Source organism: Bacteroides difficilis (assembly GCF_048319815.1).
In the GTDB taxonomy this organism is placed as follows: domain Bacteria; phylum Bacteroidota; class Bacteroidia; order Bacteroidales; family Bacteroidaceae; genus Bacteroides; species Bacteroides zhangwenhongii.
This window is the reverse complement of record NZ_CP182814.1, coordinates 1,978,452-1,992,347: the sequence shown is the minus strand read 5'-3', so window position 1 is coordinate 1,992,347 and position 13,896 is coordinate 1,978,452. Positions and strand designations below refer to the sequence as shown.

Here is a 13,896-nt window from a genome sequence, read left to right as displayed (position 1 = left end):
ACTCCTAGCCTTCAGATTTTCCCAAATACATAATATCAAATAAAAAAAGCCATACAAACAACTGAAAATTCTTTCAAATATAAGCATTCATTTGAAACAAGACAAAAAATATTAGATTTTAAAGATACATAAAGAGAATTTTAATAGATTAAGAGACTGATAACAAGAAAGATGGACACTTATAATAAAAAAAAGAATAAGTCAATGGATAAAGTAACCACCAAAGTTGTTTCTTTCAATTAAAATCCTTATATTTGAGATATACAAAAGCAAGAACAATTATGGCTAACCCAAGATTACCGGGCATTTCCGAAAATGAGCAAGCCTTATTGTATGCCAAACTGAATGAATACAACCGAGGTAGGGCCTCTTTCAAAGAGGCGGGAGTTTACTTGGTGGTATTACCCCGACCGGGTAAACCCAACTATTCGTTATGGCTTTATTCTCCTCTACCGGAAAAACAATCCATCCTTTACATACATGATTTGTCACCGGACATTAACGAATCCCTCCGTATGGCAAGTACTATGTTCTATTATTCAAGGCGCTGCCTGATTCTTGTAGATTATAACGAAAAGAGAATGCAAAGCAATGGCGACGACCTTATCTTTTTCGGGAAGTATCGGGGGCATTTCCTACATGAGATATTGAAAGTGGATCCGGCTTATTTGAGTTGGATAGCCTATAAGTTTACACCGAGAATCCCCAAACAGGAACGTTTCGTCAAGATAGCGCAAGCTTATCACTCCGTACATTTAGACCTCATGCAAAGGAAGTCGAAAGAGAAACATTCAGCAAGCCGGTATTTGGGTGAGCTGGGGGAGAAACTCACGGACCTCAGATTAAAAGTCATACGGGTGCGGTTGGAAGATGATCCGTATAAGACAAGAATAAATGGTACTGTACCACAATTCTTTGTAAAGCAGGTACTGACATTGGCCGATGCAAGCGGCAACCTGGTTATCATGAGTATACCGTCAAAAAATCCCAGTGCGGTTTCATGCACACTATCCGGGATAGAACATGAATACCGACCGGGAGAAATCATTTATGTCGCATCTGCGCGGGTGTCACGCCGATACGAAAGTTACGGATCAAAGTATACCCGTATCAGTCACGTCAAACTTGCTATGGCCACAACAGTTTAATCCTTTTCTATCAGTACTGTGGCATAAGCCGAGATACCTTCTTCCCGACCAGTAAATCCGAGTTTCTCGGTAGTGGTCGCTTTAATGGAAATATCATCAACGTCGATACCCATCACGTTTGCCATTGTTTCCTGCATCAAAGGAATATGCACTTTCAGCTTCGGGCGTTCGGCGCAGATAGTCGCGTCAATATTACCGACCTTATATCCTTTGGAAGCAATCAGTTCTACAGTCTTTTTCAGAAGGATTTTGCTGTCGATATTCTTAAATTCTCCCGCTGTATCCGGAAAGTGATAACCGATGTCACGCATATTCGCAGCTCCCAGCAATGCATCACAGACGGCGTGCAATAGCACATCAGCGTCCGAATGCCCCAGCAATCCTTTTGTGTGTTCCAGAAGAACGCCTCCGAGCCACAGCTCACGTCCTTCAACCAATTGGTGCACATCGAAACCAAAGCCTACTCTTATCTTCATAATTTACCTTCCTCCATCAGCGGACATAGAAGTCCAATAGTTTTTCCCCCTCCAGATATCCTTGCAAATGTTGTCCGATACTGACCGGACCTACACCGGCAGGTGTACCGGTAAATAGCAAATCACCTATTTTCAGTGTCACGAATTGACTGACATACGCTATGATGTCATCCACTTCGAAAAGCATATCCGCCGTACACCCTTTTTGCACTTCTTTACCGTCAATCAACAGATTGAAGTTCAAATGCCGGATATCCTTGTAACGGTCTACCGGAACAAAATCTCCGATAGCCGCTGAAGAATCGAAGCCTTTGCAAAGTTCCCAAGGATTTCCCTGCTCACGGAACTTTCGCTGAAGATCACGGGCAGTAAAATCGATACCCACAGTCACGGCGTCATAATAGCGGTTAGCAAAACGAGGAGCGATGTTCTTCCCCAAACGGTTGATACGGACTACCAATTCCGTCTCATAATGTATCTCGTTAGAAAAGTCAGGAATGAAAAACGGCTTGCCGTCCTTTAAAATGGCAGAGTCCGGCTTCATAAAAATGACCGGTTCCGTATTTACCTGTGTATGTCCCAGCTCCTGATTATGCTGAGCGTAGTTCATTCCTACTGCGATAATCTTCATTATTTCTCGTTAAAATTCAATCGGTTAAACATAACGGCCAGATGCGCATAAAGAGAAGTGTTCTGTACGACAATATTTTCCGGCACGCGAATACGGAAAGGAGTAAAGTTCCACACTGCCTTTATACCTCCGTCTACCATCTTATTTGTAATTTCCTGAGCGATATTAATAGGCACTGTCAGCACACCGATATTCACATCATATTCCTTCATCTTTGCTTCAAAGTCATCAGAATGGAAAATTGGAATTCCACCTAAGTCCTTCCCTACCAATTCCGGATTGACATCAAAAGCCGCCACGATTTCCAGGCCGAAATGACGCAAACCTGAGTCACGGAGTAACGCACCTCCCAAACTACCTACACCAAACAAAAAGGCTTTGTGCATATTAGTAAATCCAAGAAAGCTTTCCAAAACCTCAATCAGCGCATCAATATTATAGCCCACTCTCGTACGTCCCGATATGTTCACATACGACAAGTCTTTGGCGATTTGAGAAGCGTCAATATTTATTTCCTTAGAGATTTGTGTCGAGGAGACATATTGCTCTCCTTTTTCTTTCATTAGTTTTATATTGGACAGATACCAGGGAAGTCTGCGCAAGGTAGGCTCCGGCACTTTATCCGCCTCTTTTCGTATATAAGTGCTCATACTTCTTACAAAATTTGGTATTTTGCAAAAGTACATTATTTTTTGAGACTGACAACCCAATAACGGAAAACCTTAATAGAGATTAAACAAAACAAGGAAAACAGGCTCAAATTTTGCCCTTTTCCATAAGTTTGATACTTTTGAGAAGAAATAAATATGACGAGTATGAAAAAGAATGATTGGAAAGATCGATTGAACGTTGTGTATTCTACTAATCCCGACTTCGGCTATGAGATGGACGATGATGAAGAACAGTCCACCCTTGACAAAGACAAACAAAACCTCCGGGTTTCCATTGATAAGAAGAATCGCGGCGGAAAAGTGGTAACATTAATTACCGGATTCGTGGGTACGGAGAATGACTTGAAAGAATTAGGCAAGCTGCTTAAAAGCAAATGTGGAGTAGGCGGTTCGGCCAAAGACGGAGAGATAATGGTACAGGGAGACTTCAAGGTCAAAATTATAGAACTGCTCATCAAGGAAGGCTATACCAGAACCAAAGGGGCAGGCGGTTAATCCATTCAATAAAAAAAGGGGAGCTTTGACACCTCCCCTCCATATCTTATTTCCGAAGAAAATTATTCAGCTTTCAAAGTGAAACGTTTGAAGTCAACAATCTTCAATTCAGGATCAGCAGCAGTCAATACTTCTCTTACAGTCTTCTTACCGTCCATGATATCTTCCTGATTCAGCAAGCAAACTTCTTTCAAGAACTTAGCCAAACGACCCTTAGCGATATTCTGAATCATCTGTTCAGGCAAGTGTGCAGCTTTCTCAGCAGAAACAGTAGCGATGATTTCTTTTGCTTTCGCTACATCTTCAGCTGTAATCCAGCCCTTAGCCATGTTGCTTTCCATGTGCTCTTCGCTGTCTACGTGAGCCGGGTTGATATTAGCTTTCTTCAAAGCAGCCTCAACTGCTTTCTGTACCTGTTCAGCTTTTGTCTTCTCAATAGCAACTTCGATTTCTTTCTGTTTGATTTCTTCTGAAACACCGTCCTCATCAATAGCAATCGGGTTCATAGCAGCAATCTGCATAGCTACCTGCTTAGCCAGTTGCTCGTCAACAGACTTGTTGAAAGCAACAATCGTGCAAAGGCCATTTCTGTTCATGTGATTGTAAACAGCAGTGCTTACACCTTCTACAGTCATGTAGCCATCCAATTCCATTTTCTCACCTGTGATACCGCTACGGTCAGTCACTGCATCCTGTACAGTACCGTTACCCATAGGCAATGCCTTTACTTCGTCCAAAGTCTTGCATTTGTTAGCCACAGCAAGATCAAGAATATCCTGAGTCAACTTCACGAAATCAGCGTTCTGAGCCACAAAGTCAGTTTCACACTTCAAAGCAACGATAACAGCACGGTCACCGGTAGTCTTAGCAAGAACACAACCTTCAGAAGCCTCACGTTCCGAACGCTTAGCAGCAACAGCTTGTCCTTTCTTACGGATAATCTCCATTGCCTTGTCGAAATCGCCCTCAGCTTCAGTCAACGCGTTTTTGCAATCCATCATACCAGCTCCGGTCATTTTACGCAGCTTGGTAATATCAGCCATACTTACAGCCATAATAATTTCCTTTATTTAAATGAATAATAATTTCCTAAACAAAAAATGTGCCAATCTGCCAATCAAGATACAAGTGTATAAGCATACTCTTGCACATTAGCAAATTGGCACATTTTATATATTAAGCCTCTTCGTCTTCCTTGATGAAAGCAGCAGCTTTAGCTGCGTTGATAGCTTCTTCGTCAGACTTGTCGAGTCTAGCTTTCACTGATTTCTTCTTGCCTTTGTTGGCAGGAGCTTCACCAGCAGCTTCCATGTCGATCTTTTCAGCTTTTCTTTCTTCCAAACCTTCGATCATTGCAGCACAGCAAGCATCCAAGATAACTTCTACAGATTTAGTAGCGTCATCGTTAGCAGGAATTACGAAGTCGATGTTTGTAGGATCAGAGTTAGTATCAACGATACCGAACACAGGAATACCCAAACGGTTAGCTTCGCGAACTGCGATATTTTCTTTCATCACGTCGATAACGAACAAAGCAGACGGCAGACGAGTCAGGTCAGCGATAGAGCCCAAAGTCTTGTCCAATTTTGCACGTTGACGAGAGATCTGAAGGATTTCTCTCTTAGAAAGGTTAGCATAAGTACCATCGTTAGTCAATTTATCGATAGTAGCCATTTTCTTCACAGCCTTACGGATAGTCGGGAAGTTGGTCAACATACCACCCGGCCAGCGTTCGATTACATAAGGCATATTAACAGATTGAGCTTTCTCAGCTACAACTTGTTTCGCTTGTTTTTTAGTAGCAACAAAAAGAACTTTCTTGCCGGATTTGGCAATCTGTTTCAAAGCTTCAGCAGCTTCGTCTACTTTTGCAACTGTTTTGTGGAGGTCAATGATATGAATACCATTGCGTTCCATGAAAATATAAGGAGCCATTGCAGGATTCCACTTTCTCTTAAGGTGTCCGAAGTGGCAACCAGCTTCCAATAATGTATCAAAATTTGTTCTTGACATCTTGTTTTTCTTTAAATCGTTTACTTTCTTTTTTGTTTTTTCTAAACCAACCGCCGGGTAGTCCGCAAGCAGAGTCCCAGTAGTTTAGATACTAAACATATTCCTCTGTCAGGCAGCCCATTAACGCTTGCTGAACTGGAATCTTCTACGAGCTTTCGGCTGTCCCGGTTTCTTACGTTCAACAGAACGCGGGTCGCGAGTCATGAAGCCTTCAGCACGAAGAGCAGCTTTGTCTTCAGCGTTGATTTTCACCAGTGCACGGGCGATTGCCAGACGCAAAGCCTGAGACTGACCTGTGAAACCGCCACCACACAAGTTAACCTTGATGTCATACTTCTCAGCAGCACCAATCTTGTTCAATGGTTGTTTTACAACATACTGAAGAATAGTTGATGGAAAGTACTCTGCAAGGTCTCTCTTGTTAATAGTAATCTTTCCTGTACCTTCGCTTACGAATATGCGTGCGATAGCACGTTTACGTCTGCCTAATGCATTTACTACTTCCATTATATCTTATTTATATGAATTAATATCAATCATTTTCGGGCTTTGAGCTTCGTGCTTGTGTTCGCTACCAGCGTAAACATACAAGTTGTTCAGCAATTTAGCTCCCAGAATGTTCTTAGGAAGCATACCCTTCACTACTTTTTTCAGTAATCTCTCTTCACCGTTCGGTTTAGCGATCAAACGGGCAGGAGTCATTTCTCTCTGACCACCGGGATAACCAGTATATGACAAATACACTCTGTCATTCCATTTGTTACCAGTCAGTTTTACTTTGTCTGCATTGATGATGATAACGTTATCACCGCAGTCTACGTGAGGAGTAAAGTTCGGTTTGTACTTTCCTCTCAGCAATTTTGCAACTTTTGCCCCCAGACGACCTAAAGTCTGGTCTGTAGCGTCAACAATAACCCATTCTTTGGTTACGGTTGCCTTGTTTGCAGAAATGGTCTTGTAACTTAAAGTATCCACTCTTAAATTTGTTTTTTAAATGTTACTACTAAAATTTCTTCACCACTTATTAGTCCTCCCCGGACAAAGGACGACTAACTCGCTATGAATTAATCTCTTATCATTTTGTGATAATAATCGGCTTGCAAAAGTACGGCTTTTCTTTGAATTGGCAAACAAATTCTTCCTTTTTTTGGATTTATTCGGTTGAATGACAAGGAGTAGATAATAAGGTATACAAAAATTCGGCACTGGGAAACATCCGGAAAACGGAAAGACACTATTTACCAGATTTATCCCCAATCTTCACTAAATATCGGGGCTGATACAGCATTATTATAAATACAATTATTATATTTGCAATAATTGTATTTATAATAATCAGTATGGCAGCCATTCATAACCCTTTTATTGTAGGCGGATACATATCCCCTCATTATTTCTGCGACCGGGAAAAAGAAACAGAACAGTTGATACGCAACATTACGAACGGAAGAAATGTCGTTATCATTTCTACACGCCGTATGGGAAAGACAGGCTTGATTCGCCACTGCTTCTATCAAAACGAAATAAAGGAACATTACCATACATTCTTCATTGATATCTATGCCACATCCAGCCTGCGGGAGTTCGTTTTTGCACTCGGAAAAGAGATTTTTGAGAAACTCAAGCCTAAAGGCATGAAATTTATCGAACGCTTCTTCTCTGTCATTTCTTCACTACGCGCAGGGTTCAAGTTAGATTCCATTACAGGCGAACCGACTTTTGATATCGGTCTGGGAGATATTCATGCGGCGGAAGCCACATTGGATGAAATCTTTGCTTATCTGGAGCAGGCAGACAAACCTTGTATCGTAGCCATTGATGAACTCCAACAGATAGGCAATTATGCTGAAAAGAATGTAGAAGCCATCTTGAGAACCAAAGTTCAGCATTGCCGGAACACTCATTTTATTTTTGCCGGGAGCCAAAAGCATATTATGATGAATATGTTCAACAGTCCTGCCCGTCCTTTCTACCAAAGCGTCAACATGATGCAGCTACAAAGTATCCCGCTCATTGCATATAAGCCATTCGTGGAAAGGCTCTTCCTTGAAAACGAAAAGAGTATTGAACCGGAACTGATAAAACAGGTATATGATTTCTTTGAGGGACACACTTGGTATGTACAGCTTATGTTTAATGAACTATACATACTGACCGGAAAAGGGCAATTATGCGACCGCTCCTTACACGATACTGCCTTGACCAATATTCTTCAAATGCAAGATTTCACCTATCAGGAGATTTTCTCCCGACTTCCGGAAAAACAAAAAGAAGTACTGATTGCCATCGGAAAAGAACGAAAAGCAACAGGAGTCGCTTCCGGAAAGTTTATCAAAAAGTATAGGCTAAGCACTCCAAGCTCCGTACAGGCAGCACTCAAAGGGCTACAGGAGAAGAATCTGGTATCTCAAGAGCAGAATCAATATGAAATATCCGACAAGTTACTGGGGGTATGGTTACAAAAGAATTATTAATAAACATTCTTATCCGAATAAATCCTATAAAAAGCGGTTTATACATCAAAACCGCTAAATACGGATACAGATTACATACCATTTCTTTCTGCCCCACTCTTGCTTTTCTCTATTTAATTTTGTATCTTTAGGGATTTCTCTCCTCTTGAAAAAAGGTAATCACCTTACAGAGTGACAATGGTCACCTTACAAAGTGCCATTTATCACTCTATAAGTGACCATTGTCCCCTTATAACGGGACGACTTCCCGGCTCCCTAAAAGGCCACTGTTTTGTGCGCTGAAAGACCTTGGTCTTCGCACCGGGGAACCTTAAAACTGGTAGTCTAACTAAAATTTCTTCAAGTCTTTATACCGTTTCATTGCTTCCAAATAATAATAGTCGGCATAGTTCAACGGAACATTCACCTCGCTGTCATGCGGGAAACTGCCTACAGAATGCATCAGGATAAATCCCTTATTCTCATTCTCCTTCGCCAGATAATCCGGTGAGGACAACTGCTTTAATATATCCTTTCACGGATAATGTACGCAATTCACTTTATCGAAATGCTATTTCATTTATATAAATAGAACATACGATCCATCAATTGCCATTTCTCAGCAGAAGTCGCTGTTGCATCCGCCTGCTGGAATATAGACATATAGGCTTCCCATTCAGCCTGACGAGGCAGGGTGGCGAGACGTGCCATCGCAGTCTCCCAATCAAAATCAAGCGGTGTCTCGACTATCATGAACAGACGGGTCCCCAATATATAAATTTCCATTTCCAGAATACCCACTTCACGGATTCCATCCCGGATTTCCGGCCACGCCTCTGCTTCACTATGACGCTTTACATATTCTGCTATCAATTCGGGGTTGTCTTTCAAATCCATTGTCTGGCAGTACCTTTTCACCGGAACTTTATATTCCTGTACTACATAACCATTTTCTTTCATTTTCTAGTGTTCCTTAATTCAATTATATTTTAATTAGTTGGATATATGTTCTTTTTATAGCTAAACAGACTAGACTATCTCACGATGTCTTCCGGAAACTTGGCCGGCATTCCCAGTCTCTTCCAAGTCTCATAATACCAGGCATTGAGTTCGTTTCCATTCAAATCGTTCTTGATAAAGTATTTCAGATGCAAGTAATCCTTATCCTTGATTTCGAATTGCAGAATATTATCCTGATTGTCCAACATCGGAAGATGGATATTCTTCTCGATACTCTCTTTATAAGAATCATCCGTCAGTTGCTTCCACGTTCCATATCCCGTGATAATAGCATCGGAACCGGGAATAATCGTGAAGTTCACGATTCGTCCGTCATCACTCAGAACCTTGAACGTGTTACTGGGCTTTAAGGCTCCCGGAACATCAGGAGATTCGGACACATAATGGCAAAGCTGCCAAATACCTTTCAAATCGGCCAATTGGAATTTTGTTTTCTTCTGGGCCATCGCACCTGTTACCGCCAACAACATTATTGAAAGCATGGTAAAGAAATAGAGCTTTTTCATGATAGTATTATTTTAGTTAACACTCTCGAATGCGTATGTCCAAATATAAAGATTTATTTTGAGAAAAGAAACAGAAAGCGCATAAAAAAACTCGCATAACCAGAAGATTATGCGAGTTTTACATAAATATACCGAAATATTAGAAATCAGCATTTCGCGGTGTACGCGGGAACGGTATTACATCACGGATGTTGGACATACCCGTTACAAAGAGCAACAGGCGTTCAAAACCCAGTCCGAAACCGGAATGAGGACAGGTACCGAACTTACGCGTATCCAGATACCACCACATATCCTTCATCGGAATGTGAAGTTCTTCGATACGGGTCATCAGCTTGTTGTAGTCCGATTCACGTTCGGAACCGCCGATAATTTCACCGATCTTCGGGAAAAGAACATCCATCGCACGTACCGTCTTGCCATCCTCGTTCTGCTTCATATAGAAGGCTTTGATTTCCTTCGGATAGTCAGTCAGGATGACCGGACGTTTGAAGTGATCTTCCACCAAGTAGCGTTCGTGCTCGGAAGCCAAGTCCACACCCCAGTAAACGGGGAACTCGAACTTATGACCTTTCGCTACGGCATCTTCCAGAATCTTGATACCGTCTGTATAGGGCAGACGAACAAAATCATCTTTCAATACACCTTGCAGACGCTCAATCAAGCCCTTGTCGAACATATCGTTCAGGAACTTCACATCATCCGCACAGTTATCCAACGCCCATTTCACACAGTACTTGATGAACTCTTCAGCCAAGTCCATATTATCTGTAATGTCGTTGAAAGCAACTTCCGGTTCAATCATCCAGAACTCTGCCAAGTGACGGGGAGTATTGGAGTTTTCGGCACGGAACGTGGGACCGAATGTGTAAATAGATCCCAAAGCCGTAGCAGCCAACTCACCTTCCAACTGACCGGAGACTGTCAGACTTGCCTGTTTGCCAAAGAAATCGTCATCATAAATGATAGAGCCTTCTTCGTTTTTCTTCAAGTCATACAAGTTCATGGTGGTCACCTGGAACATCTGTCCGGCACCTTCGCAGTCGGAAGCCGTAATGATCGGTGTATGGAAATAGAAGAATCCTTTTTCATGGAAGAACTTATGGATAGCGATCGCCATATTGTGGCGGATGCGGAACACAGCACCAAATGTATTGGTACGCGGACGCAAATGAGCTATCTCACGCAGGAATTCCATGGAATGACCTTTCTTCTGCAATGGATATGTATTGTCGCAAGTACCCAGCACTTCGATTTCGCGAGCCTGCACTTCCACCTTCTGGCCGGAACCTACTGATTCTACCATTTCCCCGTTCACGCTGATACAAGCGCCGGTGGTGATCTGCTTCAACATCTCTTCGTCGAAATTAGCCAAGTCTACTACAACCTGCAAATTATTTATTGTAGAACCGTCATTCAGTGCGATAAAGTTTACTTGTTTGCTACCTCTGCGGGTGCGAACCCATCCTTTCACATTGACCATAGCGCCAATATCCGTGCGCTTCAACAGATCAACAATTTTTGTTCTACCAATCTTTTCCATTTAACTTATTCTTTTATTAACGTTCTTATTCAAACGAACCCATACGGAGGTAGTTTACTTCTGCTTCCGTCAGGTAACGCCAGTCTCCGCGTCGCAGACCTTTTTTAGTCAGCCCAGCGAAGAATACACGGTCGAGTTTCACTACTTTATAACCCAGTGATTCGAAAATACGGCGAACGATACGGTTCTTGCCGGAGTGGATTTCGATACCTACCTGGTCTTTTTTAAAGTCATCTGTATAGCTGATGGCGTCTGCATGAATCTCGCCGTCTTCCAACTGGATACCGGCTGCAATCTGATCCATATCCGCTTTCGTCAGGTTCTTGTCCAGATGAACATGATAAATCTTCTTCTTCAGGAATTTCGGGTGTGTCAGCTTGGAAGCCAGATCACCGTCATTCGTCAGTAACAGCACCCCGGTGGTGTTACGGTCAAGACGTCCTACCGGATAGATACGTTCATTGCAGGCGCCTTTTACCAAATCCATTACTGTACGGCGTTCCTGCGGATCATCCGATGTCGTAACCGTATCTTTCGGCTTATTCAGCAACACGTATACTTTGCGTTCAATGCTAACCGGTTCTTCGTGGAACTTAACCACATCCGAGCGTTTGATCTTTGTACCCAATTCAGTTACTACCTCACCGTTTACAGAAACCACACCCGCCGTAATAAATTCATCAGCCTCACGGCGTGAACAAACACCGGCATTTGCCAAGAACTTATTCAGACGAATCGGTTCGTTCGGGTCAACAAACTGTTCCTTGTACTCAATCTGTTTCTTCACGCTGTACTTAGCATTCGGATCATAATCAGCGGTACGTGGACGAGGACGGTATCCTCCTTGACGGTCGTTGTTGAATCTCGGACGGTAACCTCCGCCATTGTTGCTGCGATAGCCGCCACCTTCACCGCCATTGAAACGGGGACGATAGGGACGGTCACCACCTTCGCGGTTGTAAGGACGCTGAGGACGGTCGCCACCTTCACCGTTATTGAAACGGGGACGATACGGGCGATCACCACCTTCACGATTGTAAGGACGCTGAGGACGGTCGCCACCTTCACCGTTATTGAAACGAGGACGGTAAGGACGGTCACCACCTTCGCTATTGAAACGGGGACGTTGAGGACGGTCACCGTATGAACCACCTTCGCTATTGAAACGGGGACGTTGAGGACGATCACCGTATGAACCTCCTTCGCTATTGAAGCGGGGACGCTGAGGACGGTCACCGTAAGAACCACCTTCGCTATTGAAGCGAGGACGTTGAGGACGGTCGCCGTATGAACGCTGCGGACGTTCACCTCCTTCATTATTGGCATTAAATCTCGGGCGATACGGACGATCCCCTCCTTCACGATTGTAAGAAGGACGATACGGACGGTCGCCACCTTCTCTGTTGTAAGACCTGTTACCATCACGGCCGGCACCTGCATTCTCTTCATTGAAAGAATTTTCGCGCCATTCTTCGTTTTCTGTGCTCATTTTTTTATTCGAATAAAATTAGACTTTGGCCTCACGGCCTATTTAAAAACACGTTTATTATATTAGTAAACAATTAAAGCCCCGTATAAGTATGGGGAGTGATTGCTCTTAACTCTTTTTTAATATCTTCGCTTACATTCAATTCTTCGATAAACTCTTTAATAGAACTTTCTGTAATAGCCTGGTTGGTCCGGGTCAAAGCTTTCAAAGCTTCATACGGATGCGGATAAGCCTCACGGCGCAGAATTGTCTGAATAGCTTCTGCCACTACACTCCAACAGTTATCCAAGTCACGATAGATAGCCGGCTCGTTCAGCAACAGTTTGCGCAATCCCTTCAAAGAACTTTGGATGGCAATCACAATGTGACCGAAAGGCACACCCACATTACGCAACACCGTTGAATCTGTCAAGTCACGCTGTAAACGGGAGACAGGGAGTTTCACGGCCAAATGTTCCAGAATGGAAGTCGCAATCCCCAGATTACCCTCCGCATTTTCGAAGTCAATCGGGTTGACCTTATGCGGCATAGCGCTCGAACCAACTTCTCCGGCTTTGATCTTCTGCTTGAAGTACTCCATAGAGATATACTGCCAGAAGTCACGGTTCATATCCACCATAATGGTATTGATACGCTTCATTGCATCAAAAACAGCAGAAAGGTTATCATAGTTCGAAATCTGCGTTGTATACTCTTCGCGCTCCAACCCCAACTTCTCTGCAACAAATCTGTTACCGAATTGTTTCCAATCGTACTGGGGATATGCGACATGATGTGCATTGTAATTTCCGGTAGCGCCACCGAACTTGGCAGTAATCGGACTGGCTTTCAACGTTGCCAACTGACGTTCCAGACGGTAAACGAATACCATCACTTCTTTACCCAAGCGGGTGGGAGAAGCCGGTTGACCGTGAGTTTTGGCAAGCATAGGGATATTTGCCCAGTCCGTTGCGTATGTTTTCAATTGTGCAATCAGTTCTTCAATCAACGGATAGTAGACCTGTTCCAATGCTTCTTTGATAGAAAGAGGAACAGACGTATTGTTGATATCCTGAGAAGTCAGTCCGAAATGAATGAATTCCTTATAGTCATCCATCCCGCCCATCTTGTCAAATTCTTCTTTCAGGAAGTATTCTACTGCTTTCACGTCGTGGTTAGTCACACTCTCGATATCTTTAATGCGCTGTGCATCCGCTTCTGAGAAGTTACGGTAGATATTCCGTAAAGTTTCAAACACGCTGCTATCGATTCCTTTTAATTGCGGCAAGGGAAGTTCGCACAAGGTGATAAAGTATTCCACCTCTACCTGTACACGGTATTTGATCAGTGCAAATTCAGAGAAATAAGCTGCCAAAGCTTTCGTTTTGCCTCTATATCGACCATCAATCGGGGATATGGCCGTCAATACATCAAGTTCCATACGTTTTCTTAGATAATTATCAGAGCGCAAA

At 43.0% G+C, this 13,896-nt stretch carries 15 protein-coding genes and 1 pseudogene; 3 read left to right on the top strand and 13 right to left on the bottom strand.

Annotated features, from left to right (window positions below):
- Positions 1-281: 281 nt before the first annotated feature.
- Positions 282-1,148, top strand: coding sequence for a hypothetical protein (locus tag ACNOGP_RS07425; protein WP_195531610.1), 867 nt, complete (start codon positions 282-284; stop codon positions 1,146-1,148).
- Here ACNOGP_RS07425 and ispF read toward each other — a convergent pair.
- Genes ispF through ACNOGP_RS07410 form a run of 3 tightly spaced genes read right to left on the bottom strand, consistent with a single transcriptional unit; the run spans position 1,145 to position 2,905 of the window.
- The gene (ispF, locus tag ACNOGP_RS07420; RefSeq protein ID WP_418214430.1) at positions 1,145-1,624 is read right to left on the bottom strand and encodes a 2-C-methyl-D-erythritol 2,4-cyclodiphosphate synthase; all 480 of its coding nucleotides are present in this window, start codon (positions 1,622-1,624) and stop codon (positions 1,145-1,147) included. The genes ACNOGP_RS07425 and ispF overlap by 4 nt on opposite strands.
- Before the next feature lie 16 nt (positions 1,625-1,640).
- On the bottom strand, positions 1,641-2,255 hold the full coding sequence (locus ACNOGP_RS07415; protein ID WP_186966654.1) for a fumarylacetoacetate hydrolase family protein: 615 nt from the start codon (positions 2,253-2,255) through the stop codon (positions 1,641-1,643).
- Entirely contained in the window at positions 2,255-2,905 is a 651-nt protein-coding gene (locus ACNOGP_RS07410) for a redox-sensing transcriptional repressor Rex (RefSeq protein WP_143868369.1), read from the bottom strand. The genes ACNOGP_RS07415 and ACNOGP_RS07410 overlap by 1 nt, the downstream gene beginning before the upstream one ends.
- Positions 2,906-3,070: 165 nt before the next feature.
- Here ACNOGP_RS07410 and ACNOGP_RS07405 point away from each other — a divergent pair, with 165 nt between their 5' ends.
- Positions 3,071-3,421, top strand: coding sequence for a translation initiation factor (locus ACNOGP_RS07405; protein WP_007764314.1), 351 nt, complete (start codon positions 3,071-3,073; stop codon positions 3,419-3,421).
- Between the two features lie 62 nt (positions 3,422-3,483).
- On the opposite strand, the gene tsf is transcribed toward ACNOGP_RS07405, so the two are convergent.
- The 4 genes from tsf to rplM all read right to left on the bottom strand — a co-directional run bounded on the left by tsf (position 3,484) and on the right by rplM (position 6,409).
- Positions 3,484-4,476 carry a translation elongation factor Ts gene (gene tsf / locus ACNOGP_RS07400; protein WP_302827554.1) on the bottom strand — a complete coding sequence of 331 codons (993 nt, stop codon included), beginning with the start codon at positions 4,474-4,476 and terminating at the stop codon, positions 3,484-3,486.
- Positions 4,477-4,597: 121 nt separating this feature from the next.
- Positions 4,598-5,434, bottom strand: a complete 837-nt coding sequence (gene rpsB, locus ACNOGP_RS07395; RefSeq protein WP_007749457.1) for a 30S ribosomal protein S2 — start codon at positions 5,432-5,434, stop codon at positions 4,598-4,600.
- A 120-nt stretch (positions 5,435-5,554) separates the two neighbouring features.
- Entirely contained in the window at positions 5,555-5,941 is a 387-nt protein-coding gene (rpsI, locus tag ACNOGP_RS07390) for a 30S ribosomal protein S9 (RefSeq protein WP_005679151.1), read from the bottom strand.
- A 6-nt stretch (positions 5,942-5,947) separates the two neighbouring features.
- Positions 5,948-6,409: a 50S ribosomal protein L13 gene (rplM, locus tag ACNOGP_RS07385; RefSeq protein WP_007749464.1), complete on the bottom strand. Its 462-nt coding sequence runs from the start codon at positions 6,407-6,409 to the stop codon at positions 5,948-5,950.
- A gap of 365 nt (positions 6,410-6,774) precedes the next feature.
- On the opposite strand from rplM, the gene ACNOGP_RS07380 reads away from it, so the two are divergent.
- Positions 6,775-7,908: an AAA family ATPase gene (locus tag ACNOGP_RS07380; protein ID WP_418214429.1), complete on the top strand. Its 1,134-nt coding sequence runs from the start codon at positions 6,775-6,777 to the stop codon at positions 7,906-7,908.
- A 328-nt stretch (positions 7,909-8,236) separates the two neighbouring features.
- Here ACNOGP_RS07380 and ACNOGP_RS07375 read toward each other — a convergent pair.
- From ACNOGP_RS07375 to purB, 6 genes and pseudogenes are all read right to left on the bottom strand, one after another.
- Positions 8,237-8,416, bottom strand: a pseudogene (locus tag ACNOGP_RS07375) (glucuronyl hydrolase); the annotation flags it as partial.
- A gap of 47 nt (positions 8,417-8,463) precedes the next feature.
- Complete coding sequence (locus ACNOGP_RS07370) at positions 8,464-8,847, bottom strand: L-rhamnose mutarotase (RefSeq protein ID WP_007764308.1); 384 nt, start codon at positions 8,845-8,847, stop codon at positions 8,464-8,466.
- Between the two features lie 74 nt (positions 8,848-8,921).
- Entirely contained in the window at positions 8,922-9,413 is a 492-nt protein-coding gene (locus ACNOGP_RS07365) for a DUF4488 domain-containing protein (RefSeq protein WP_143868400.1), read from the bottom strand.
- Positions 9,414-9,552: 139 nt separating this feature from the next.
- Complete coding sequence (gene asnS / locus ACNOGP_RS07360) at positions 9,553-10,956, bottom strand: asparagine--tRNA ligase (RefSeq protein ID WP_007764306.1); 1,404 nt, start codon at positions 10,954-10,956, stop codon at positions 9,553-9,555.
- 25 nt (positions 10,957-10,981) lie between these two features.
- Complete coding sequence (locus tag ACNOGP_RS07355; protein ID WP_007764305.1) at positions 10,982-12,445, bottom strand: pseudouridine synthase; 1,464 nt, start codon at positions 12,443-12,445, stop codon at positions 10,982-10,984.
- Positions 12,446-12,518: 73 nt separating this feature from the next.
- Positions 12,519-13,865 carry an adenylosuccinate lyase gene (purB, locus tag ACNOGP_RS07350; protein ID WP_007749493.1) on the bottom strand — a complete coding sequence of 449 codons (1,347 nt, stop codon included), beginning with the start codon at positions 13,863-13,865 and terminating at the stop codon, positions 12,519-12,521.
- Between the last annotated feature and the right edge of the window lie 31 nt (positions 13,866-13,896).

Excerpts from the sequence above, each read along its gene's own strand:
- ACNOGP_RS07425 (WP_195531610.1), top strand. The coding sequence starts at position 282 with ATGGCTAACCCAAGATTACCGGGCATTTCCGAAAATGAGCAAGCCTTA.
- ispF (WP_418214430.1), bottom strand. The coding sequence starts at position 1,624 with ATGAAGATAAGAGTAGGCTTTGGTTTCGATGTGCACCAATTGGTTGAA.
- ACNOGP_RS07415 (WP_186966654.1), bottom strand. The coding sequence starts at position 2,255 with ATGAAGATTATCGCAGTAGGAATGAACTACGCTCAGCATAATCAGGAG.
- ACNOGP_RS07410 (WP_143868369.1), bottom strand. The coding sequence starts at position 2,905 with ATGAGCACTTATATACGAAAAGAGGCGGATAAAGTGCCGGAGCCTACC.
- ACNOGP_RS07405 (WP_007764314.1), top strand. The coding sequence starts at position 3,071 with ATGAAAAAGAATGATTGGAAAGATCGATTGAACGTTGTGTATTCTACT.
- tsf (WP_302827554.1), bottom strand. The coding sequence starts at position 4,476 with ATGGCTGTAAGTATGGCTGATATTACCAAGCTGCGTAAAATGACCGGA.
- rpsB (WP_007749457.1), bottom strand. The coding sequence starts at position 5,434 with ATGTCAAGAACAAATTTTGATACATTATTGGAAGCTGGTTGCCACTTC.
- rpsI (WP_005679151.1), bottom strand. The coding sequence starts at position 5,941 with ATGGAAGTAGTAAATGCATTAGGCAGACGTAAACGTGCTATCGCACGC.
- ACNOGP_RS07380 (WP_418214429.1), top strand. The coding sequence starts at position 6,775 with ATGGCAGCCATTCATAACCCTTTTATTGTAGGCGGATACATATCCCCT.
- ACNOGP_RS07370 (WP_007764308.1), bottom strand. The coding sequence starts at position 8,847 with ATGAAAGAAAATGGTTATGTAGTACAGGAATATAAAGTTCCGGTGAAA.
- ACNOGP_RS07365 (WP_143868400.1), bottom strand. The coding sequence starts at position 9,413 with ATGAAAAAGCTCTATTTCTTTACCATGCTTTCAATAATGTTGTTGGCG.
- asnS (WP_007764306.1), bottom strand. The coding sequence starts at position 10,956 with ATGGAAAAGATTGGTAGAACAAAAATTGTTGATCTGTTGAAGCGCACG.
- ACNOGP_RS07355 (WP_007764305.1), bottom strand. The coding sequence starts at position 12,445 with ATGAGCACAGAAAACGAAGAATGGCGCGAAAATTCTTTCAATGAAGAG.
- purB (WP_007749493.1), bottom strand. The coding sequence starts at position 13,865 with ATGGAACTTGATGTATTGACGGCCATATCCCCGATTGATGGTCGATAT.